The sequence below is a fragment of the Methylophilus flavus genome (assembly GCF_042678905.1).
Classification (GTDB): Bacteria; Pseudomonadota; Gammaproteobacteria; order Burkholderiales; family Methylophilaceae; genus Methylophilus; species Methylophilus flavus.
In genome coordinates, this window is the sequence record NZ_JBHTLN010000001.1 from 2,033,459 (window position 1) to 2,056,224 (window position 22,766).

Below are 22,766 nucleotides of genomic sequence, written 5' to 3' on the forward strand. Positions count from 1 at the left end.
AGTTACTGGAGGTCAGGGTGTTTTTAAATCATCCGGCCAAAAGCAATATCCTTACACAAGTTGTAAAAACAACATTTTTGGAGATTCGTATGAATACAAAATTAAACGTTGCAGTTGCAGCAGCTCTGTTCGCTGCAGCTACTGGCGCTCAAGCTGGTATCACTATCCCAGCAGGTGACTGGACTTTGGATATCGGTGGCGTAGTTAATGCTTACTACACACATACAACTTTCAGTGGCGATGACGCAGCTGCTGGTGAATACGGCAATGGCGATAGCGTAAATAACATTACTACTGGCTTGCTGCCAAACTACCTGGCTGTTTCCGGTAAAACTCGTCAAAACGACCTGGATGTTGGTTTCACTATCAGCATCAACCCAGGTGCTTCAACAACAAATGCTGGTGTTCAAGGTGGCGGTTCAGGTGCTTCACCATTCGGCAACCAAGAAAACCGTCAAGCATTCTTGACATTTGGTGATGCTTCATGGGGTTCTATCAAGCTTGGTAAAGATCTGGGTATCTACGCTTCTGACGCAATCCTGAACGACCAAACATTGTTGGGCGTTGGTTCTGCTGCTGGTTCTTTGGCTGGTAACACAACTACTCTGGGTCGTATCGGTCGCGGTTTCATGTACGCTGACTGGAAAGCACAAGTTGCTTACACTTCACCAAACTGGAACGGTTTCCAGTTCACAGGTGGTGTTACACAAGCTTGGAATGCATTGGCAGGTTTTGGCGGTGCGGGTTCTACACAACGTGGCGGTTCATCTCCAGCATTCGAAGGTAAAGCATCTTACGAGTGGACAGGCGATGTAGCTGGTAAAGTGTGGGTTTCTGCAATCAGCCAAAAAGTTGAAGGTTTGACAAATGCAACTGGTTTCACAGTTGACCCTATCACTGGTGTTGTTACTGCAGGTACTGCAAACACTTTGGGTGACAGCAACGACCGTGCAACTGCATGGGATATCGGTACTAGCGTAAACTTGGCAGGCTTCGGTCTGGTTGGTTACTACGGTCAAGGTAAAGGTATCGGCCAAACAGTTCAGTTGTTAGGTGGTTTTGATGCTCAAGGTAAACGCCGTGATTCTGACCAATGGTATGTACAAGGTTCATACGTATTGCCAGGTGTAGGTACTAAACTGGCTGCTTCTTATGGCCGTTCTACATTAGATGGTAACGGTATCGACACTTTCAGCGAAATCAAAAACAGCCTGTGGGTTGTTGGTGCTTACCACCCATTGACCAAGCACTTGAACTTGGTTGCTGAGTACTCACAAGCTAAAGATGAAAATGACAACCGCACTGTTGCTGACACAGATCTGAAAGCAAAAACTGTATCTCTGGGTGCTATCCTGTTCTTCTAGTTTAATTGCAGAATATTCTGCTTAAATTAGAGTCAGATAAAAACGGCAACTTCGGTTGCCGTTTTTTTATCTGCAATTTTGTTATATCAATTAATTAATTCAGTATGGTGTGTTATGAACTTATATCCAGTGACGATTTTAGAGAATTTTTATGAAGACCCGGATAAAGTGCGAACATTTGCATTGAATCAGAAATACCAGTATCGCCACCAATTAAAAGATATACCTTATGTTTTCCCAGGTGCTCGCACCAAAGATTTGTCTGTGATTAACAAACCTTTATATGAAAGTGTCAGCAATAAAATTATTTCGCTATTCCACAACTCTCAATATGAGCATATGCGCTGGGCAATAACGACTAACTTTCAAAGTGTGAGTGAAGATTACGGTAGAGGAGTGATTCATACCGATAGCAATACAGTATTTGCTGCGGTTTTATATCTTAGTCCGAATGCTCCTCTGGAGTCAGGTACATCGCTTTACCGGCCAAATGAGCAGTTCAAGCAGGATGAATATGAAAAAGCACTTAAAGAAAACGATAAGCGCTTTGCCAAGGGCGATATTCTAATGAATACAGCCTATCATGCGATGTTCGATGAGGTTGTGCGAATCAATAATGTTTATAACACATTGATTCTATATGAGGGAAGACACTACCATGCTGCCAATCAATTTTTTGGTAAGACGCTTAAAGACTCGCGACTGGCGCAAGTCTTTTTTGTAACCAATATCGATGCACAAAAATATGACTCTTTCCCGGTTTGGCGTAGTCAACAAATCAAAATTTAATCATCAATTCCCAATTCCTGGATTTTTCGGGTAAGCGTGTTGCGGCCCATGCCCAGCTGATTGGCTGCTTCAATACGGCGGCCGTCAGTATGCGCCAGGGCGCGGGTAATCAAGATGCGCTCGAACTCTTTGGTTTTAATGTCCAGGATATTTGTTTCTCCACGATTGAGTGCGTCAGTGACTTCCTGCGCCAATGCCTCTTGCCAGGAGCCGCCACTGTTGTGCTTACTCGAGTCTTCTTTTAATTCCGGCGGTAAATCATTTACGTCTACGTTTTGGCCTGGGGCCATGACTGTCAGCCAATGACAGACGTTTTCAAGTTGCCTGACGTTACCGCTCCAGTTCACTGACATCAGGTATTTCAGCGCTGCCGGAGATAGTTGTTTTGGCTCAACACCGAGTTGCTGGGCGCTGTGTACGAGGAAGTGTTTAGTCAGGAACGGGATATCTTCCCTGCGCTCACGTAAAGGTGGCAGGCGCAGGCGAATGACGTTCAGGCGATGGAACAGGTCTTCCCGGAACAACCCTTGTTTGACGCGCTCTTCCAGGTCCTGGTGAGTGGCCGCGATGACGCGTACATTGACCTTGATTGGCTGGTGTCCGCCGACACGATAAAACTGGCCGTCTGAAAGCACGCGTAACAGCCTGGTTTGCAAGTCTGCGGGCATATCACCGATTTCATCCAGAAAAAGGGTGCCAGTATCCGCTTGTTCAAAACGCCCTCTCCTGGCGGCTGCGGCACCAGTAAATGCGCCACGTTCATGTCCGAACAGTTCCGATTCCAGCAAGTCTTTCGGAATGGCTGCAGTGTTGATAGCAATAAATGGTTTGTCAGCACGCGGGCTATGCCTGTGCAATGCACTGGCGACCAGTTCTTTACCACTGCCGGATTCACCGTTAATCAATACAGTCGAGTGTGAGCGACTCAGGCGGCCAATGGCGCGAAAGACTTCTTGCATGGCTGGTGCCTGGCCGATGATTTCAGGTGTTGGCTCGTTATCTTCCACCTTTTCAACGGCCTGGCGCATGCTTTCATCAACAGCACGTTTGATGATCTCAATCGCCTGGTCTACATCAAAGGGCTTGGCCAGATACTCAAATGCACCGCCCTGAAAAGCTGCCACAGCGCTTTCCAGGTCGGAATAAGCCGTCATGATAATGACTGGGATTTCAGGGTAACGCTGTTTTACCTCGGATAAAAAGTCCAGCCCTGAGCCATTGGGCATGCGGATATCACTGACGATGACTTGTGGTTGCTCACGGTTGAGGGCATTGAGTGCCTCTGCGGGTGAGGAAAAGGTTTTAAATTCAAAATCGGTGCGTGCCAGGGCTTTTTCAAATACCCAGCGGATTGATTTGTCGTCATCTAAGATCCAGATTGGCTTCATGGCATTTCTCTTTGAGTTACTGCTGTTTGATTAATGTTAGTGAGAGCTAGTTGCTGAAAGCGAGGTATCCACTTTTCTGCAAAGGCCTCTGAGTTATTATTTAAATAGCGTGCTTTCAATAGGCAATAAAATATGGAAAATGGTTTTGCCAGGCTGTGAGTCACAATCGATCATCCCGTGATGCTGGGTGATAAAAGTTTGTGCCAGTGCCAAGCCTAGACCAGTGCCACCTTCCCTGCCGGAGACCAGCGGGTAAAAAATGCGCTCTTTAATGTCCGATGGAATGCCGGGGCCGTTATCAATAATTTCCAGGTGGATACCGACCCGATAACGCTTCCTGGCCAGGGTGATTTGACGTTCGGCACGCGTTCGGAAAGTGATGCTGGCATCTTTGGTATGATTCTGCTGCATGGCTTGCGCTGCATTACGGGCGATATTGAGCACCGCCTGAATCAGTTTCTCACGATCACCAATCAGCTCAGGCAAGCTGGTGTCATAATCGCGGATCACCCTGATATTGTTAGGTGATTCTGCCAGCAACAAACTGCGCACGCGTTCCAGTACCTCATGAATATTGGTAGGTTCGTATTTCGGCACACGATGCGGCACCAGCAGTCGGTCCATCAGGCTATGCAGCCGGTCAGCTTCTTTGATGATGACTTGCGTGTATTCTTTCAGGCTGGGTTGCGGCAATTCGAATTCCAGCAACTGCGCTGCGCCGCGCAGGCCGCCTAAAGGATTGCGGATTTCATGGGCCAGGTTACGCAATAACTCAGAGTTGGCCTGTTGCTGAATCAGCATGCGTTCTTCCCTGGCGATACGCAATTGCTGATCCATTTGTACAAATTCCAGGATCAACATGTCCTCGGAAGTTTGATTGATGCTGGTTGAAATCGGTGTCACCGTGCAAGTGACGGCGGTGGTATGTCCGCGCTGGGTAGTTAACGTGAATTCGTGCTCGCGGAACGGCCCCTGGGTTTGGATGGCATTGGTCACCGCCATTTGCAGGATTTCGCAGTTTACGAAAACATCATGTATGTGCAGGCCATGGATCTGGTTGGCGCTAAAGGCGAATAATATCTCTGCGCTTGAGTTGGCATAGGTTACTTCTAGCTGGTTATTGAGCAAGATGACCGCGGTGGCAATATGCTCTAAGCCGCTAAACCCATTCGGAGAAATTTGAACCATATCCCTAGCTTGTTAAAAAAATTGGCTTGTTAAAATAAGTGATGACGCCCTGTTTTAAAGCAAAACCCAAGCCAATTCTATATGATTTAACTCATTCCAAATTAAAAATTCCCAAAATGGTGCATTTAGTGGCTGAGCTCTTTGTTGAGCAGTTGAATATTGCGTTCATGCGCCTGGATCTCTGCTTCAATAATGCGTAGTTTTTCTTCGTACTTTGCCACATTCCTGAAGGTTTTGCCGTTGGCTGCCCGATATACTTCAGGGACATTTTTTGCTTCTTCATAAATCACATGTGCGTTCTCAAGTGCTTGTTTTTCCTGATCTAATTCAGTCATCAGGATTTCGCGGCGCTTGGCATCCCGTTGTGTTTGTACCTGATTGTCAACCTTGGGGAAGTTGTTAGGCGATGGCGTTTTAGCAGTGGATTTTTTTTCACGTGCGGCTGGTGGTGCTTCGGTTTCCTTCGGTCCGCTAATGACTAATTCGGGTTTCTGTTTTCCATCTGGCCGGATGTTGGTATATGTTGTTACACCGTTGCTGTCGGTATATTTATAAATATCCGCAAGACTTTGGCTAGCTGCCAGCAGGGCGGTAATAAAGTAAAAAAGTCTTTTCATGGCAACAGTTTAGAGTAGATTGTAATGCTTATCAACGTGCCTAAAATTCAAAAGGTTGACGCTATCACCCGTTCATAAAAAAACAGGGCAGCCGAAGCTGCCCTGTTTTAGTGCGAACCTTGCAATTAGCAGGAGTAGTACAAACCAAACTCAACAGGATGTGGTGTTTGACGTAATTTAGTCACTTCTTCCATTTTCAATGCAATGTAAGCATCAATCCAGTCATCAGTGAAAACACCACCGCGTGTCAGGAACTCGCGGTCTTTATCCAGATACTCAAGCGCTTGCTCTAATGATGAGCACACGGTTGGGATCAATGCATCTTCTTCTGGTGGCAGATGGTACAAGTCTTTAGTTGCTGGCTCACCTGGGTGAATCTTGTTCTGAACGCCATCAAGACCTGCCATCAGCAAGGCTGAAAACGCCAGGTATGGGTTGGCGATCGGGTCAGGGAAGCGCGCTTCAACACGGCGTGCCTTATCAGAGTGTACGAAAGGAATACGGATAGCAGCAGAACGGTTTTTAGCAGAGTAAGCCAGTTTTACCGGTGCTTCGTAATGTGGCACCAGGCGCTTGTATGAGTTAGTGCCTGGGTTAGTGATCGCATTCAAAGCGCGCGCATGTTTGATGATGCCGCCGATGTAGTACAGGGCGAAATCGCTCAGGCCAGCATAGCCGTTACCTGCAAACAGGTTTTTGCCATCTTTCCATACAGACTGGTGCACGTGCATACCAGAACCGTTGTCACCAAACATTGGTTTAGGCATAAAGGTGGCAGTTTTACCGTAAGCATGCGCTGTGTTTGTAACAACGTATTTAAGAATCTGTGTCCAGTCAGCGCGTTGTGTCAGTGTTGCAAACTTGGTACCGATTTCACATTGACCCGCAGTCGCCACTTCATGATGGTGCACTTCAACTGGCACGCCCAGTTCTTCCAGAGTCAATACCATGGCAGAACGGATGTCATGCAATGAGTCGACTGGTGGCACTGGGAAGTAACCGCCTTTTACACCTGGACGGTGGCCTGTATTGCCGCCTTCGAATTTTTCACCTGATGACCAGGCAGCTTCTTCGGAGTTGATCTTAACGAAACTACCACCCATGGTGGCATCCCATTGCACGCTGTCAAAAATGAAGAATTCTGGCTCAGGACCAAAATAAGCTGTGTCACCCAGGCCGCTCGATTTCAAATAAGCTTCTGCGCGTTTCGCCAGGCTGCGTGGGTCACGGTCATAACCTTTACCATCGGTAGGGTCCACGACATCGCAAGTCAGCACCAATGTCGGCTCGTCAAAAAACGGGTCGATAAATGCAGTGTTTGCATCAGGCATCAATTGCATGTCAGACGCTTGAATACCTTTCCATCCTGCGATGGAGGAACCGTCAAATGCATGACCTTCAGTAAATTTATCTTCGTCGAAGTGAGAAACTGGCACGGTCACGTGCTGCTCTTTACCTCTGGTGTCGGTAAAACGGAAATCGACAAATTTGATGTCGTTTTCGGCAACCAATTTCATTACGTTTGCAACGGACATTACATTCTCCTCAATGATCAAGGTCTAAAACGGTTTTTAAGTTGTACACGCAAAAAACGGGACATGTTGCGGATGTCCCGAAACGTGGGCAAATACAAATAATGGATTTGGGATTCTGCTAACACTGAATCCCGCAAAATCTTAGAGTGTAATATTAGCAGGAAGCATGCCACCCAAAAATATGCATTTTACGTGGTTTACAGGTAACCTGCATAAAATAGTAAAAACCGATCGCACCATTTGTGTGCATTGCAACAAAATAAGCACAAAAATAGTGCATTAGTTCAAGCGCTCCCTTTCAAAGGTATACTCGCTACTTTATATAGTCTGATCAGAAATAAAGGTGTCACATTGACTAATGTAGAAAATATTTTAAGCAATGCCCAAACGCGCGGCACACAAAATAACCTGCCCTACGCCGGGGCAATCACGCCCGAAGAAACCTATCAATTGATCAATCAAGGTGAGTCAGTGGTGCTGGTTGATGTGCGCTCGCGGGCAGAGCTTGAACTGGTCGGCCGCGTGCCTTTGGCGACACATATCGAGTGGGCTTTTTACCCGGGCATGGTGGCTAATCCTGATTTTGCCAAACAATTACAGGCTCAGGTTGATAAAGACAGTACGATTGTATTTATGTGCCGCACCGGTGGCCGCAGTCACAATGCTGCTTTACTGGCACAACAGCTAGGGTTCGGCAAAGCCTACAATATGCTGCAAGGCTTTGAAGGTGAAGCCAACGAGCATAAGCAGCGCACGCTGATTAACGGGTGGAAACATGCCGGATTGCCGTGGACCAACTAACCGGCATCAACCCGATTAATAAACGCACATGAGCAATGAAAAATTCGCAGTGATTGGGCATCCAATCGAGCATAGCAAATCGCCTTTGATACACCAGGCGTTTGCCAGGCAGTTAGGTAAAACAATTACCTACGAAAAAAGATTAGCCCCTCTGGATGGATTTGCCGCAACTATCAAACAGTTGCAGCTGGACGGCTATCGAGGCGTGAATGTGACTGTACCATTCAAGTTCGAAGCATTTGAGGTCAGCGAAACACTTTCAGACCGGGCCAAAGCCGCAGGCGCAGTCAACACCTTAAGTTTTCACGGTGGGCATATCAGTGGTGATAACACGGATGGCTGCGGCCTTGTCAATGACATCCTCAAACATTGGCAGCGCACGATTGATGGCCAGAAAGTATTGTTACTGGGCGCTGGAGGTGCCGCTCAAGGCGTCATCTTGCCGCTATTGGCGCAAAACCCAGCTGTGTTGACGTTAGCCAACCGCAGCCTGGACAAAGCACAAGCCATGGCCGGTCGATTTGAGGCGGATGCAGAATTGCACCAGGTCAGCTTGGAAGTGAAAACCTTTGCTGAATTATCCGAAGGCTATGACGTGGTCATTAATGCCACTTCCGCCGGATTGCAAGCCGAGGCCCTGCCTGTCAGCCATACGATTTTTTACGCCCACAGCCTGGCCTACGACATGATGTATGGTCGTGAAACGCTTTTTATGCAGCAGGCGCGTGCGGCCGGTGCGCAAGTAGCCGATGGCTTGGGTATGCTGGTAGAGCAGGCTGCCGAAGCTTTTTTCATCTGGCATGGTGTGCACCCCGAGACTGCGCCGGTGATTGAGTCGTTCCGCCTATCCTGATTACTTAAAAACCTTTAATCATCCACATCATGAAACGCGCCATCAAACTATTTTTCGGCATTCTGTTGTTGTGGATATTTCTTTACCAGATCTGGGTATTGCTACATATCCTTTGGTGGGTAGATCACAATCCGGATTCAACCGCATTTATGGAAGCGCGCCTGGAGGCTATGCAGGAAGCTAAGCCGAACGCTAAGTTACAACAGCAGTGGATAGCTTACGCACGCATCAGCTCGCACTTGAAGCGCGCGGTCATCGCGGCGGAAGACAGCAAGTTTGTTGAGCACCGTGGCTTTGACTGGAACGGGATAGAAACCGCGTTTGAAAAAAACCTTAAAAAAGGCCGTATCGTTGCCGGTGGCTCTACCATCACCCAGCAACTGGCCAAGAATCTGTTTTTGTCCGGTCACCGTACGCCCTGGCGTAAAGTGCAGGAGGCTATCATCACGTTTATGCTCGAAAGCCTGATGAGCAAACGGCGTATACTGGAAATTTACCTGAACGTGATTGAGTGGGGGGATGGTGTGTTTGGCGCGGAAGCGGCTGCTAGGCATTACTTTCATGCCAGTGCCCGCGGCATTGGCCCCAGTGAGGCAGCGCGCCTGGCGGCCATGATTCCTAACCCCCGGTTTTATGACAAGCACCGCAGTACGCGTTTTTTAAACCGCCATGCATCCATCATTCAGGCCCGCATGCGATTGGTCAAAGTACCCTCTGTTTAAGCCTTTTTTTAAGCAATCAATGGCAGATTGATGCACATACAATGAGTATCAGCATTTTGTATGTGGCATTAATCATTCACAGCGACACACAACCAGGGAAAGGTTGCATGTTGACCTTAGCCCTTTACAGCGAGATGTTCCAACAAGGGTGTGAGGTAACGGCCGGTATAACTGGCCGTATTTTTTGCCAGTGTCTCCGGCGTACCAACGCCGACTACCATGCCGCCGCCGTCGCCGCCTTCCGGGCCCATATCAATCAGCCAGTCCGCCGTTTTAATCACATCCAGATTGTGTTCAATAATCACCACGGTATTACCCGCGTCACGCAAGCGATGAATCACGTCCAGCAACAGCTGAATATCGGCAAAGTGCAGGCCGGTGGTAGGTTCGTCCAGAATATACAAGGTACGCCCTGTGTCGCGTTTGCTTAACTCAAGCGACAGTTTCACACGTTGTGCTTCACCGCCCGATAACGTAGTGGCCGATTGCCCTAAGGTGATATAGCCCAGGCCGACATCCAGCAGCGTTTTCAATTTTCTCGAAATCACAGGCTGTGCATTGAAAAAGTCATGCGCTTGCTCTACCGTCATTTCCAGCACTTCACGGATGTTTTTACCCTTGAACTGGATTTCCAGTGTCTCGCGGTTATAGCGGTGGCCTTTACAGACATCACACGGCACATACACATCCGGCAGGAAATGCATTTCGACGCGCAGTACGCCATCGCCCTGGCACGCTTCGCAGCGCCCGCCTTTGACGTTGAACGAATAACGTCCCGGGCCATAGCCACGTGCACGGCTTTCCGGCACGCTGGCAAATAAGTCGCGAATTGGTGTAAACAGACCGGTGTAGGTAGCCGGGTTAGAGCGTGGCGTACGGCCTATCGGGCTTTGATCTACATCCACCACTTTGTCAAAAAACTCCATGCCTTCAATATCTTTGTAAGGCGCTGGTTCAGTGGTGCTGCCGTATAAGTGCGCTGCAACTGCACGGTAAAGTGTATCGTTGATCAGAGTCGATTTGCCGCTACCAGAGACGCCGGTGACGCAGGTTAACAGGCCCACCGGGATTTCGATACTGACATTCTTCAGGTTGTTACCTGTGGTGCCATTCAGTTTTACCATGCGCGCAGGGTCAGGCTGCGTACGCGGCAATTTGAAGGTGATCTGCTTTTTGCCACTGATATATTGCCCGGTCAATGAATTCGGGTCAGCTTGAATCTCGGCTGCAGTCCCAAACGAAACGATGTTGCCACCATGTTCGCCTGCACCCGGGCCTATATCCACGATAAAGTCGGCCAGTAAAATAGCATCCTGGTCATGCTCAACTACAATCACACTGTTTCCCAGATCGCGTAACCGCTTCAAGGTTTCCAGCAGGCGGTCATTATCGCGCTGGTGCAAGCCGATCGAGGGCTCATCCAGCACATACATCACACCAGTCAGGCCGCTGCCGATCTGTGAAGCGAGGCGGATACGTTGTGCTTCACCGCCGGACAGGGTTTCTGCCGAGCGTGAAAGCGATAAATAATCCAGGCCAACGTTAGTGAGGAATTTGAGGCGGTTTTCGATCTCTTTGACGATTTTTTCAGCAATCGCCAGTTTCTGGCCGCTGAGTTGCAGGCTTTCAAAAAAATTGAGTGCCTGCTTAAGCGGTACCTCGCAAATCTGGTGGATATTTTTGTCACCTACTTTGACGTGGCGTGCTTCTTTACGCAAACGCGTGCCGCTGCATTCTGGGCAGGTGGTGGCATTGATGTATTTTGCCAGTTCATCACGCACGGCGCTGGAATCGCTCTCGCGATAACGGCGCTGCAGGTTGTTGATAATGCCTTCAAAGGTGTGTGATTTGCTGAAGAAGGTGCCGCGTTCATTCAGGTATTTGAATGTCACCTGCTCGCGTCCGGAACCGAATAACAGGGTTTGCTGGACTTCTTCTGTCAGATTCTCAAACGGTGCTTCCAGGTCAAAGTCATAATGCTGACTCAAGCTGGCGAGCATCTGGAAGTAAAACTGGTTACGTTTATCCCAGCCTTTGATGGCGCCACTTGCCAGGGATAAATGTGGAAAAGCGACTACGCGTTTCGGGTCAAAAAAAGTGACGTTACCGAGTCCGTCGCATTTGGGGCAGGCCCCCATCGGGTTGTTAAAGCTGAACAGGCGTGGCTCAAGTTCTGCCAGTGAGTAATCACATACCGGGCAGGAGAATTTGGCAGAAAACAAATGTTCTTTTTCGTCATCCATTTCCTGGGCGATGACTTTGCCATCCGCCAGTCGTAAAGCCGTTTCCAGTGATTCGGCGATGCGCTGTTTCATGTCCTCACGCACTTTCAGGCGGTCAACCACCACATCCACACTGTGTTTCGTGGTTTTGGCCAATTGAGGCAACTCATCCATTTCATAGACTTTGCCATCAATGCGCAGGCGTACAAACCCCTGTGCTTTTAGCGTATCAAACAAATCCAGCTGTTCACCCTTGCGATTGGCGACAACTGGCGCCAGAATCATCAGCTTGGTGTCTTCCGGCAACTTGAGAATGCTGTCCACCATCTGGCTGACGGTTTGTGCTTCCAATTTTATGCCATGTTCAGGGCATTCCGGGTCACCGGCGCGTGCGAACAGCAGGCGCAGATAATCGTGGATTTCGGTGACGGTGCCCACGGTGGAACGCGGGTTATGCGAGGTGGATTTTTGCTCGATTGAAATCGCAGGTGATAAACCTTCAATCAGGTCGACATCCGGTTTATCCATGCGGGCCAGAAACTGGCGGGCGTAAGCGGATAAGCTTTCGACGTAGCGGCGCTGCCCTTCTGCATACAAAGTATCGAAGGCAAGCGAGGATTTCCCTGAGCCGGAGAGGCCAGTCACAACCACTAACTGGTTGCGCGGAATATCCAGATTGATGTTCTTCAGATTGTGGGTGCGCGCCCCGCGAATTTTGATAAATTCCATGATACTTTCACGAACAGACAGCCAACCTGATAATATACGCAATTATTCTGAATTAAGCCAAAGTTTCTTCCGGCTCCAACCTTTCTTATCATTATTGCCATGCAGTTCTCTGAAAAAATGACCCGCCTGGAAACACGTGCGACTGTCGCGCTCGCTTCCATCTACGGCTTGCGCATGCTTGGCATGTTCCTGATTCTGCCGATTTTCGCCATCTATGCCGAAAAACTCGAAGGCGGCAGCAACCACAGCCTGATTGGTCTGGCGCTGGGTGCCTACGGCTTTATGCAGGTGATTTTCCAATTGCCTTTTGGCATTGCCTCTGACCGTTTTGGCCGCAAAAAACTGATTTATCTCGGGCTGATATTATTTGCGATTGGCAGCCTGTTTGCCGCCACTGCCACTGATATCTACATGGTGATTTTTGGGCGTGCCATTCAAGGTGCCGGGGCGATTTCTGCGGTCATTACCGCGCTAGTGGCAGATTCCACACGTGAAGAGCACCGCACACAAGCCATGGCCATGATAGGCGCCACGATTGGGCTGACGTTTGCCGTTTCCCTGGTGCTGGGCCCTGTGCTGAATCAGTATATTGGTGTACCAGGCATGTTCTGGTTGATGGCCGCGTTGTCGATTGTTGCCATCGTAGTGGTGAAATTTGGTGTGCCTGCACCGGTCAATGTGCATGTGCATTCGGATGCGCAGGCTGTGCCTGCCCGGATGCGCGAGGTCCTTAGAGACAAGCAGTTGCTGCGTTTGAATTTCGGCACTTTCTGCTTGCATGGTGCACAAATGGCCATGTTTATGGTGGTGCCATTCGCCATCAAGCACAGCACCGGCCTTAACGAAAACCTGCACTGGAAAATTTACCTGCCGGTATTGCTGGTGTCTTTTTTATTGATGGTGCCGGTGATTATTTATGCAGAAAAAAAGGCAAAACTAAAACCGGTATTTGTCAGCGCTGTTGCTTTGATGATGCTGACACAGATCGCTTTTATTTTCAGCCTGCATTCATTGACTGGTATCGTCCTTGCCCTATTCAGTTATTTCCTGGCATTCAATATTCTTGAAGCCACCCTGCCCTCGCTGATCTCCAAAATGGCACCGGTGGCTGCCAAAGGCACAGCCATGGGCGTACATAATACTGCGCAGTCTTTCGGTATGTTTTTAGGCGCAGCCATGGGTGGCTGTTTATCCAGTTACTTCGGCAGTGAAGCTGGCAGTGCAGTATTTTTGATTTGCGCGATTGCCATGCTGGTTTGGCTGGTGCTAGCGTTTGGCATGCAACCTCCGCCTAGCGTGAAGACTAAAATGTTTAATATTCAAGGTTATAACGACAGTCAGGCAGCGCAACTGGCGCAGGATGTGCGCGCCATGGATGGTGTCTATGAAGCAGTCGCGATTCCCTCGGAGACGATGCTCATGGTAAAGTTAGAGAATCAGCGCAGTAAAGAATTTCAGGCGACATTGTCGCAAGCAATCATGAACAGGATAGGGAGCTAGTCGTTATGGCATCAGTAAATAAAGTTATTTTGGTGGGCAATCTGGGGCGTGACCCGGAAGTGCGCTTTATGCCTAATGGCGAAGCCGTCGCCAACTTCAGTATTGCGACGACTGAAAACTGGAAAGACAAATCCGGCGTCAAGCAGGAAAAAACCGAATGGCATAACATTGTCATTTACCGCAAGTTGGCCGAGATTGCTGGCGAGTATCTAAAAAAAGGTCGCCCGGTGTATATCGAAGGCCGTTTGCAAACACGTAAGTGGGAAAAAGATGGCGTCACCCGCTACACCACTGAAATCGTGGCTGACCAGATGCAGATGCTGGGTTCCGGGCGAGAGGGTGGTAGCGCCTCCTATGATGGCGGTGATATGGACCAAAGCGGTGGCGCGGATAATTACAACCAGGCACCAGCCCGTCAGTCTGCGGCTGGCGCGAATGCTGGCGGCAACCGTAATGCGTTCAGCCAGCCAGCGAGCAAGCCGGCAGGTAACTTTGATGATTTTGATGACGATATCCCATTCTAATTAAGTCAATTCCGCGATAGCATTCAAAGCCCGAAAGTTTCGGGCTTTTTTATTTTTAGTGATCGTGGAGCAATGTCATGCATGAAAAAAAATGGTTGGCTGGATTACTTGGTTTTTTGTTTATGGCAAATGTGGTAATGGCGCAACCAAATAACAAAGCACCGTTACAGGGTAAAACGGTTACAACGGCAAAGCAGCAAATGAGTGAGCACACAGATGATTTGCGTGCGCTGATGCTGACACTTTATGAGCAAAACCCCGCAGAGTTGGCCAAAAGTACGCAAGTTGGCGCCAGGGAAATGACAGAATGGGTTTTCGATGGCAAAGCAAACTGGAAATTTGACGGTATCCGTGGTCTGCAGAAAATGCAGGCCATTGAGTTGGTATTTGAGCCTGATTTCACTGGCGATCAAATACTGGCGCTTGTCGCAGGGATAGAAACTTTGTTGTTTGATGCTTATGGTGGCACAAATGAATTTGAGATCCCTGTTTTGCAAGATATGCAAAAACACACGCAAGCGCGATGTGAGCTGCAGGGGTTTTTGAAAAGAATCACTACACAACCCCCGCTCACAAAACCCTTAAGCATTCTGACACAAGCAATTGCCAGCCAAGAGATTCAACATACTGTTCGAAAAGTTATCAGCCGGATGTCTGGGAATGATGGAAAGAAACCAGGGCAGGACTGTCAGCTTTAGTGATTTTTTATCTTTGCTTCATTGCAAACAAACTGCTTGCTAAAAAATTCATCGCTTGGCGGATGTGGCTGGCAGTTAATAAACCTCTTTTTCTAATTGATGAAAATTAAATTTATTATCATATGTTAACGATTATGTCGCGGCTTCATACAGAAAATAGGGTCTGGGATGCGTCCCAAAAATAGAATAGTTCCTTCATCTACTTCAGTTTTCCTCCTCAGTCTTTTCTACCCATAAATGCAGGTTTAATCAGCATTAAACCAGATTTTCTGCCAACTTATAAATACCCTTTTAATTTTAATACCTTGGTTGACATGCAATTTAAACCCCTCTTATAATCCGGCGGCACGCTAACAAATATTATCAAAAATAATTAATTGTAATCATATCAATCGACTTCCTGATCATGGCAAATCCGCCTCTTTTTCGTCACGCAGCACTGAATGCACATAAAAACCACTGGCTGGGAACGATCCTCCTTATCCGCCCCATCAGCTATCTGTTTTTAACTGCGATTGCAGTGGTGTTTGCCATGATGATTGTCATCTTTATGACGTGGGGTTCGTACACCAAACGTAGCACCGTGGTGGGCCAACTGGTACCCGAAAGCGGGCTGGTCAAAGTTTATTCCCCACAATTTGGCATAGTGGTTGAGAAGCGAGTCAAGGAAGGGCAGGCAGTAAAGCGCGACGATGTCTTGTTTATTCTGTCCAGTGAACGTTATTCAGATGACCAGGGATCTATCCAGGCTTCCATCAGCACGCAACACAAGCAGCAACGCCAGTCGCTACAGGATGAAATCGCCAAAACCAGGTTGCAGCAGCGGGATGAACAGCAGGCTTTGCAATCCCGCCTGGATGGTATCAAGGACGAGCTGGAACGACTGGATGTGCAATACAGTGCGCAGCAAACGCGGGTGCAGCTCAGTGATGAGGCGCACAAACGCTATCTGGGCTTATTGGAAAAAAACTATATTTCGCGTGAACAAACCCAGCAAAAGCAGGAGGACTGGATAGAGCAATCAACCCGGCTTGAATCCATGGCCAGGGAACGGGTACGTATGCAGCGTGAACTGGTGGCACGTCAAGACGAGTTATCGAGTTTGCGCGCCAAGCACCAGAACCAGATCGCCCAGCTGGAACGTAGTGTCTCAAGCGTCAACCAGCAACTGACCGAGAGTGAAGCCAAGCGCCGGCTGGTGATACGCGCACCGGAGTCAGGGACTGCAACAGCCGTGGTGGCCAATTTGGGAACGGCCATAGAAGGAAGCCGTCCTCTGGTCAGCATCGTGCCAGCAGGAGCTATCTTGCAAGCCTATTTGTTTGCGCCTAGTCGGGCAGTTGGTTTTGTAAGAGAAGGCGTGCCGGTTCGCTTGCGTTACCAGGCTTACCCCTATCAGAAATTTGGCCAGGCCAGTGGCCGGGTTGAGTCAGTTTCAAGAACGGCGTTACCTGCGGGAGAGATTTTTACCATGGGTAATCCTTCCAGTAATAACCAGAACAGCGAACCTTATTACCGTATTACGGTGAACCTGGACCGGCAATCCATCACTGCCTATGGCAAACAGGAGCCATTGCAGGCCGGCATGTTACTGGATGCCGACATCATGCTGGAACGCAGGCATTTGTACGAATGGGTGCTGGAACCGTTGCTGAGCCTGACTGGCAAATTCTGATCAATGCAAAAGAGAGCAAGCCATGTCATTTCTTAGTCAATTGTCCTTCGGCTTTGGGCGCAAGCTGCCTATTGTGCTGCAAACCGAGGCCAGCGAATGTGGTCTGGCCTGTCTGGCGATGGTGGCACACTATCACGGTTTTCGCACCGATCTGGCGACCTTGCGGCGCTTGTTCCTGATCTCTATCAAAGGCACCACGCTTAATTACCTGATGGCGATGGCGCAGTCCATAGGATTCACCACCCGCCCGGTCAAGCTGGAACTAGAAGACCTGCGCGATCTGCGCCGTCCTTGTATCCTGCACTGGAACTTCAATCACTTCGTAGTTTTGAAAGAGGTCGGTGCTCGGCATATTGTGATCCATGACCCGGCCACGGGCTTACGTAAACTTTCGTTCGATGAGGTTTCTGCCAGTTTTACTGGCGTGGCACTGGAGCTGTGGCCTAATCCCGGCTTCAAACGGGTGACCTTCAAGCAAAGTATCAAACTGCGCGACATGATGGGACATGTCACCGGCCTCTACAGGTCCTTGGGTCAGATATTGTTACTGGCACTTGCGCTGGAAGTATTTGCGCTGGTGTCGCCGCTGTATATGCAATGGGTGGTGGACCATGCCATTGTCACTGCCGATCATGATTTGCTGACCACGCTGGCGATTGGTTTCGGCATATTGATGTTGATGCAACAAGCCATCACCACCGTGCGCGCATGGGTCATCATGCATATGGCCACTAACCTGAATGTGCAATGGCGGGCCAATATTTTTGCGCACCTGATTCGCCTGCCGGTGGATTTCTTTGAGAAGCGTCATCTGGGCGATGTGGTGTCCAGGTTTGGTGCCATAGACCAGATCCAGCATACCTTGACCAGTACTTTTGTCGAAGCCATCCTAGATGGCCTGCTTACCGTCGTCACAATGGTGATGATGTTTGTATACAGTCCGCAGATGGCCTGGATTGCCATTGGTGCCATGGCCCTGTATGCGCTTGGCCGCTGGCTGTGGTTCAAGCCATTACGGAATGCCACGGAAGAACAGATCGTACATGCCGCCAAGCAGCAGACGCATTTTATTGAAACCGTACGTGGCGTGCGGGCAATCAAGTTATTTCAACGCCTGGATGAACGCAGAACCAGCTGGCTAGGCTTGTTTGTAGAACAGGTCAATGCTGACTTGCGCACCCAAAAACTGCATGTGTTGTACCGTTTGATCAATGGCGTGTTGTTTGGCCTTGAGCGCGTCATCATTATCTGGCTAGGCGCACGACTAGTGATTGAGGGTGATTTTACGGTAGGTGCGTTACTGGCTTTTATTGCCTACAAAGACCAGTTTGTATCTCGGGTGAGTGGCCTGATAGACCGTTTGGTCGAAATGCGCATGCTGCAACTGCAGGGCGAGCGATTGGCAGATATCGCCTTGGCCGAGCAGGAACCTGTTTCTACGGATAGCTTAAGCAAACTGGAGGTGGCAAGATTGCCGGCCAGTATCCAGATCAGGGGATTGCGGTACCGGTATGCCGACGCCGAGCCATGGGTGCTGGATGGAGTAGACCTTGAGGTGCAGACAGGAGAGTCAGTAGCGATCGTCGGCCCCTCCGGTTGTGGCAAATCAACTTTGCTGAATGTCATGCTTGGTATCCGCACGGCCAACGAAGGAGAGGTCCTGATTGGCGGGCAGCCCATGTCTAAACTTGGACTGGAGCATTTGCGCAGCATGATAGGCGCAGTCATGCAGGATGATGCCCTGTTTGCAGGCTCGATTGCCGACAATATTGCATTTTTTGACCAGCAGCTTGACTACGAGTGGGTTGAAGAATGTGCGCGCAAGGCATCTGTTTATGAAGAAATTATGACCATGCCCATGGGCTTTAACACATTGATAGGTGACATGGGTGCGGCCATTTCCGGTGGGCAGAAGCAGCGGATTCTACTGGCGCGCGCCTTGTACAAGCGACCACGTCTGTTATTCCTTGATGAAGCCACCAGCCACCTTGATGTCGCGCGGGAAATCATGGTGAATCAGGAAATCCAGAAGTTAAACATGACTCGCATTATTATCGCGCACAGGCCGGAAACCATCGCTTCGGCAGATCGCGTGATTACACTGCAGGCAGGTAAAGTGCAGGCTGCCATGAGTGCAGCCCAATGAAAAGCAGTTACCGCCTCAAGCTGTGTTTGACAGTCATGCTTTGCAGTATGCACGATCAGGCTCTGGCACTCAAATTGACTGATTTCCTTGAATTTCAGCAGCATCTGCATGGTGGCCCCGCCAAAAATATGCTGGTCACCCAGCCGGATGCCTCCAGTGAAGTGTGCGCAGATAGCCTGCCAGACCAGCCACTGGCTTTGCTTGATGTAGTTGAGCAGGCGCTGTGCAACAATCCGAGAACTTCTGAAGTGTGGGCGACGGCGCGCGCGCAGGCAGCCCAGGTGGGTGTGCAACGTGCCAACTATTTGCCCAAGGTCAATTTAGTCTCCGGCATTTCCAAAATCCATAACGAAGTGACCAATTCAAGTTTTTCATTTCTTGACCAGGATAACCGTATCCTCAATCGCGCCCACAGCTTGCGCCTGACCTGGTTGGTAGCCGACTTCGGTCAACGGTCTGCCAAGATGAATCAGGCAGAAGCGCTGCTCGATGCCGCCAATGCTTTACATGATGCTGCCCTGCAGGAAGTGTTTATTAATGCCGCCCAGGGTTATTTTGATCATTTATCCACCCTGGCCATGCTGGGGGCATTTGAAGAGTCTGAGAAAGTCGCCAGGGAAAGTTTGGCTGCCGCTACCGCTAAATTCAAGGCTGGGGTGGGTTTGCTGACCGACCAGTTGCAAGCACAGACCGCCTATTCGCAGGCAAGGCTGGACAGGACTAAAGCCGAAGGCGATGTCAACAGTGCGCATGGGACACTGGCCTTGGCGATGGGGGTGGTGGCAAATACGGGGTTCAATGTAAAAAATCGCGGCAATCAATTGGAAAAAACGGATTTTGTCACCACTGCCGACCAGATGATACAAGAGGCCATTGAATTTCATCCTTCTGTGATTGCGGCCCAGGCCAAAGTGCGCGCGGCCAAAGAAAATATCCAGGCGGTCAGTGCAGAAGGATTACCCACCTTGAGCCTGAATGCAGAAATCAGCCGGACTGACCAGTTAGGCCAGTCGCAGTTGGCGGGCGTACCTGCGTCTGATGTGTATACCGATACCTCCTCCGTTGGTTTGCAAGTGAATGTGCCAGTGTTTGAAGGCTTTGCCCGTAGACATCAGGTGCAATCAGCAGAAGCCGAATCGCAGTTGCGTACCGCCGAACTGAAAAGGGTGATCCAGCAAGTCACGCTGGACGTCTGGAAAAATTACCACGCATTAAAGTCTGAACGGGAAAATTTGCGTGCTTCTGAAGAGCTTGTGGCGAACTCACGGGAGGCATTTGAGGTGGCTCAAGGCAGGTATAACGCAGGGGTCGGCAATATTATAGAGTTGCTGAATGCACAAAATGCCTGGTCAAACGCCAAGCAGCAATACATCAAATCTCTATCTGCCTGGCGCACTGCCAGATTAAAGCTTGCCGCTAGTATGGGGCGGGTCGGACTATGGGCAATTGCTGAGCCAGTATTACAGTAAATATTAATTAATATATGTTATTAAATGTCTTTACAAGTTAATAAAATTTATTTACATTTCTGTCTGGTTCCTGTTGCTTTATTCAAGGTTAACCAAATTAGATAGTTAGCAATAGTTTCACTCGTCTGTTGGGGCGAGTTTCTAAATTAAATAATGGAGAAAGTTATGGCAATTCAAGAATTGAACAAAGCTGAAATCGAAGTTGTATCTGGTGGCGCAGCATTAAACCTGACTGCTTTAGTTAGTGGTTTGCCACTGGTGGGTGGTTTGCTGGGTGGCTTGTTGGGCGCTGTAGGTGGTTTGTTAAACTCTGTTTCAGGTTTGTTGACTGGCTTGCCAGTGGTTGGTCCTGTGCTGGGCAGCGTGTTAGGCGCCGTGTTTGGTATAGTTGGCGGCATCGTTACTCTGTAATTGATCGCTGTTAAATGCCAAAAAAAACCCCGCTTCGGCGGGGTTTCTTCATTAAAATTAATTTGATTGTGGCGGTTTGCAGTTTTTTAAATGCAAATGGTCACTATCATCCAGTGTCGTCTGGTCGCCATTCAAACGCAGATCCATGGTGCCGTAATGATAAAGCTGCTTGTCTTTGGCATCTCTCAACAGCCCCACTTCATGGTCTGGCAGCATGACCCAGGCATCTTCCCCGTTTTGCGAAAGCTTCAGGCCAAACGACTGGTAGTTTTCACATTGGTAATGCACCGCGTCTTTGCCATAACGCGGCGTTTCCCGGGTACCTTTTTCAAATACACGCGGCATTTCAAAACTTTTGCAGCCAAACAATAAAGCTGAAACTGCAGCCAGGATTAAAAAGTGATAAGCATTCTTCATTGTGTAATGGCGTTCTGGTGTCGTTGAAATTGATGAATGGCTAGCATTGTGCCAGTCATGGTTGGCAGACTCAATCTTTTTACGCTGGTGGCTGGTAAGCAGCGCGCTGCAGCCTGTCTTTCAAGGCTGCCCAGTCTGGTGTGTCCGGAGGGGACTCAATAAGAATAAGCGAAGCATGCATTGCATCTAAAGTGTGTAGTGCTGCATAAAGTTGTTCTGCCGCCAGCGCGGGGTCTGGCAGCAAGGCAATACTCCTTTTAACACTTGCTACATCCTGATTGCCTATCAATAACGCGGCCGCATCAGGTACTTTTGCTGCATAAGCAGTCAGAGAGTGGCGCGAATCAAATAGCAGGCATGGCGTGCGGGGTGAGTAATGTAAGAGATGCTGCCCGGGTGCCTTAGGTGTTTCAACAACCGCCTTCTTGCAGGCTGGTGAGCCTGCAGCCAATTCAACTGCTGCTTCAGAGATCATGCCGGGACGCAATAATTGCCAGCTATCCCCGGAGACGCTGACGATGGTGGATTCGATACCCACCTGGCAGGCGCCCCCGTCCAGGACTGGAATATCATCCCCCAAGCTGGATTCAACATGTGCAGCCGTGGTCGGGCTTAATTGCGTATATTTATTGGCCGATGGTGCAGCCAGCCCCAACCCGCTTTCACTTAACAACTGCCGGGTCACTGGATGTGCGGGCACGCGCAAGGCCACTGTCGGTTCTCCAGCGCGCACTGCAGACGAAATATCTTCACGGGCAGGCAGCACCAGTGTAAATGGCCCGGGCCAGAATGCCTCTGACAGCTTTCGCGCCAGCGGTGAAAAATCACTCGCCCAATCCAATACCTGTTCCTTGCCAGCAATATGTACAATCAATGGATTGTTGGCAGGACGCTCTTTGGTCGCATATATCTTGGCGATCGCCTGTGCATTACGAGCGTCCGCCGCCAGCCCGTAGACCGTTTCCGTCGGGATAGCGACTACTTCACCTTGCTTTAACAGTTCAATCGCCTTGTCCAGGGATATTCGCATGACACACTTTAAAAAATACAAAAAAGCTATTTTACTACTGAACAACTTCACTGCTTAATATCGGCTTCCTATAAAATGCGCGTTTTAGCTAATCATTTATATCACGGGATTTAATCATGCAAATTCAAGTTCAACATAATCCTGCCGAAACACAATTAAACAGCCTCGGTGTTTCCAAATGGCCCACCTGGCAAAAAGAAGTGTCTGTCTTTGACTGGGTATTCCACGAAGAAGAGCAGGCTTATATATTAGATGGTGAATGTGTAGTGACTCCAACCAATGGCGCACCGGTGTCTTTTGGCAAAGGTGATTTCGTCATATTCCCTGCCGGGTTGAAAGTGAAATGGGAAGTGAAACAGCCGCTGCACAAACATTACAAGCTGGATGGCAATGCATTGACACAGGCATGGAAGCGCCTGAAAGCAGCGTTAAAACTGGCCTGATGCGTGGCTATTAAGAAGCTGAATATAGTAATTTGTAACAAAATTGTAAAAATGAAAAATAAGGGTTGACCATAAGTCTCAGCCCTATATAATGCGCACCTCGTTACGAAACAACGTTAACGAAAGCGGCCTAGAAGCTGCCCTGTTCTTTAAAAATTAGGATGACTGATAAGTGTGGGTGTTTGTAGTTGGGTGAAGCGCATTTGATGCGTAGAAGCCTCAGAAAATACAAATGCTTTACACTT

At 49.1% G+C, this 22,766-nt stretch carries 20 protein-coding genes; 13 read left to right on the plus strand and 7 right to left on the minus strand.

The window, feature by feature from the left end; all coding sequences use genetic code 11:
• Positions 1-89: 89 nt before the first annotated feature.
• Together ACFQ2T_RS09865 and ACFQ2T_RS09870 are read left to right on the plus strand one after the other, a co-directional pair.
• A complete protein-coding gene (locus ACFQ2T_RS09865; protein ID WP_379033795.1) occupies positions 90-1,364 on the plus strand; it encodes a porin in 1,275 nt (424 codons plus the stop codon).
• 114 nt (positions 1,365-1,478) lie between these two features.
• Positions 1,479-2,153 carry a DUF6445 family protein gene (locus tag ACFQ2T_RS09870; RefSeq protein ID WP_379033798.1) on the plus strand — a complete coding sequence of 225 codons (675 nt, stop codon included), beginning with the start codon at positions 1,479-1,481 and terminating at the stop codon, positions 2,151-2,153.
• Here the strand turns inward: ACFQ2T_RS09870 and ntrC are convergent.
• The 4 genes from ntrC to glnA all read right to left on the minus strand — a co-directional run bounded on the left by ntrC (position 2,150) and on the right by glnA (position 6,881).
• Positions 2,150-3,541: a nitrogen regulation protein NR(I) gene (gene ntrC, locus ACFQ2T_RS09875; RefSeq protein ID WP_379033801.1), complete on the minus strand. Its 1,392-nt coding sequence runs from the start codon at positions 3,539-3,541 to the stop codon at positions 2,150-2,152. The two genes, ACFQ2T_RS09870 and ntrC, sit on opposite strands and share 4 nt — an antisense overlap.
• A gap of 96 nt (positions 3,542-3,637) precedes the next feature.
• Positions 3,638-4,729, minus strand: coding sequence for a nitrogen regulation protein NR(II) (gene glnL / locus ACFQ2T_RS09880; RefSeq protein ID WP_379033804.1), 1,092 nt, complete (start codon positions 4,727-4,729; stop codon positions 3,638-3,640).
• Between the two features lie 125 nt (positions 4,730-4,854).
• A complete protein-coding gene (locus ACFQ2T_RS09885) occupies positions 4,855-5,346 on the minus strand; it encodes a DUF4124 domain-containing protein (protein ID WP_379033807.1) in 492 nt (163 codons plus the stop codon).
• A 125-nt stretch (positions 5,347-5,471) separates the two neighbouring features.
• On the minus strand, positions 5,472-6,881 hold the full coding sequence (gene glnA / locus ACFQ2T_RS09890; protein WP_379033809.1) for a type I glutamate--ammonia ligase: 1,410 nt from the start codon (positions 6,879-6,881) through the stop codon (positions 5,472-5,474).
• A 351-nt stretch (positions 6,882-7,232) separates the two neighbouring features.
• Between glnA and ACFQ2T_RS09895 the strand changes: the two genes are divergently transcribed.
• Genes ACFQ2T_RS09895 through mtgA form a run of 3 tightly spaced genes read left to right on the plus strand, consistent with a single transcriptional unit; the run spans position 7,233 to position 9,257 of the window.
• The gene (locus tag ACFQ2T_RS09895; RefSeq protein ID WP_379033811.1) at positions 7,233-7,682 is read left to right on the plus strand and encodes a rhodanese-like domain-containing protein; all 450 of its coding nucleotides are present in this window, start codon (positions 7,233-7,235) and stop codon (positions 7,680-7,682) included.
• Between the two features lie 28 nt (positions 7,683-7,710).
• Positions 7,711-8,535: a shikimate dehydrogenase gene (aroE, locus tag ACFQ2T_RS09900; protein WP_379033813.1), complete on the plus strand. Its 825-nt coding sequence runs from the start codon at positions 7,711-7,713 to the stop codon at positions 8,533-8,535.
• Between the two features lie 29 nt (positions 8,536-8,564).
• Entirely contained in the window at positions 8,565-9,257 is a 693-nt protein-coding gene (mtgA, locus tag ACFQ2T_RS09905) for a monofunctional biosynthetic peptidoglycan transglycosylase (RefSeq protein WP_379033815.1), read from the plus strand.
• Between the two features lie 116 nt (positions 9,258-9,373).
• Here the strand turns inward: mtgA and uvrA are convergent, their stop codons facing one another.
• Positions 9,374-12,208, minus strand: coding sequence for an excinuclease ABC subunit UvrA (gene uvrA, locus ACFQ2T_RS09910; RefSeq protein WP_379033817.1), 2,835 nt, complete (start codon positions 12,206-12,208; stop codon positions 9,374-9,376).
• A gap of 99 nt (positions 12,209-12,307) precedes the next feature.
• Between uvrA and ACFQ2T_RS09915 the strand changes: the two genes are divergently transcribed.
• From ACFQ2T_RS09915 to ACFQ2T_RS09945, 7 genes are all read left to right on the plus strand, one after another.
• The gene (locus ACFQ2T_RS09915) at positions 12,308-13,708 is read left to right on the plus strand and encodes an MFS transporter (RefSeq protein ID WP_379033819.1); all 1,401 of its coding nucleotides are present in this window, start codon (positions 12,308-12,310) and stop codon (positions 13,706-13,708) included.
• Positions 13,709-13,713: 5 nt separating this feature from the next.
• A complete protein-coding gene (ssb, locus tag ACFQ2T_RS09920; protein WP_379033821.1) occupies positions 13,714-14,232 on the plus strand; it encodes a single-stranded DNA-binding protein in 519 nt (172 codons plus the stop codon).
• 77 nt (positions 14,233-14,309) lie between these two features.
• Complete coding sequence (locus ACFQ2T_RS09925; protein WP_379033823.1) at positions 14,310-14,930, plus strand: hypothetical protein; 621 nt, start codon at positions 14,310-14,312, stop codon at positions 14,928-14,930.
• Between the two features lie 406 nt (positions 14,931-15,336).
• On the plus strand, positions 15,337-16,605 hold the full coding sequence (locus tag ACFQ2T_RS09930; protein ID WP_379033825.1) for an HlyD family secretion protein: 1,269 nt from the start codon (positions 15,337-15,339) through the stop codon (positions 16,603-16,605).
• A gap of 22 nt (positions 16,606-16,627) precedes the next feature.
• Positions 16,628-18,751 carry a peptidase domain-containing ABC transporter gene (locus ACFQ2T_RS09935; RefSeq protein ID WP_379033827.1) on the plus strand — a complete coding sequence of 708 codons (2,124 nt, stop codon included), beginning with the start codon at positions 16,628-16,630 and terminating at the stop codon, positions 18,749-18,751.
• Between the two features lie 47 nt (positions 18,752-18,798).
• Complete coding sequence (locus ACFQ2T_RS09940; RefSeq protein ID WP_379033829.1) at positions 18,799-20,220, plus strand: TolC family protein; 1,422 nt, start codon at positions 18,799-18,801, stop codon at positions 20,218-20,220.
• Between the two features lie 165 nt (positions 20,221-20,385).
• Positions 20,386-20,631 carry a hypothetical protein gene (locus ACFQ2T_RS09945; protein WP_379033831.1) on the plus strand — a complete coding sequence of 82 codons (246 nt, stop codon included), beginning with the start codon at positions 20,386-20,388 and terminating at the stop codon, positions 20,629-20,631.
• Positions 20,632-20,688: 57 nt separating this feature from the next.
• On the opposite strand, the gene ACFQ2T_RS09950 is transcribed toward ACFQ2T_RS09945, so the two are convergent.
• On the minus strand, positions 20,689-20,976 hold the full coding sequence (locus tag ACFQ2T_RS09950) for a hypothetical protein (protein ID WP_379033833.1): 288 nt from the start codon (positions 20,974-20,976) through the stop codon (positions 20,689-20,691).
• A gap of 151 nt (positions 20,977-21,127) precedes the next feature.
• On the minus strand, positions 21,128-22,078 hold the full coding sequence (locus ACFQ2T_RS09955; protein ID WP_379033835.1) for an L-threonylcarbamoyladenylate synthase: 951 nt from the start codon (positions 22,076-22,078) through the stop codon (positions 21,128-21,130).
• 116 nt (positions 22,079-22,194) lie between these two features.
• Here ACFQ2T_RS09955 and ACFQ2T_RS09960 point away from each other — a divergent pair, with 116 nt between their 5' ends.
• Complete coding sequence (locus ACFQ2T_RS09960) at positions 22,195-22,521, plus strand: cupin domain-containing protein (protein WP_379033837.1); 327 nt, start codon at positions 22,195-22,197, stop codon at positions 22,519-22,521.
• The last annotated feature ends 245 nt before the right edge of the window (positions 22,522-22,766 follow it).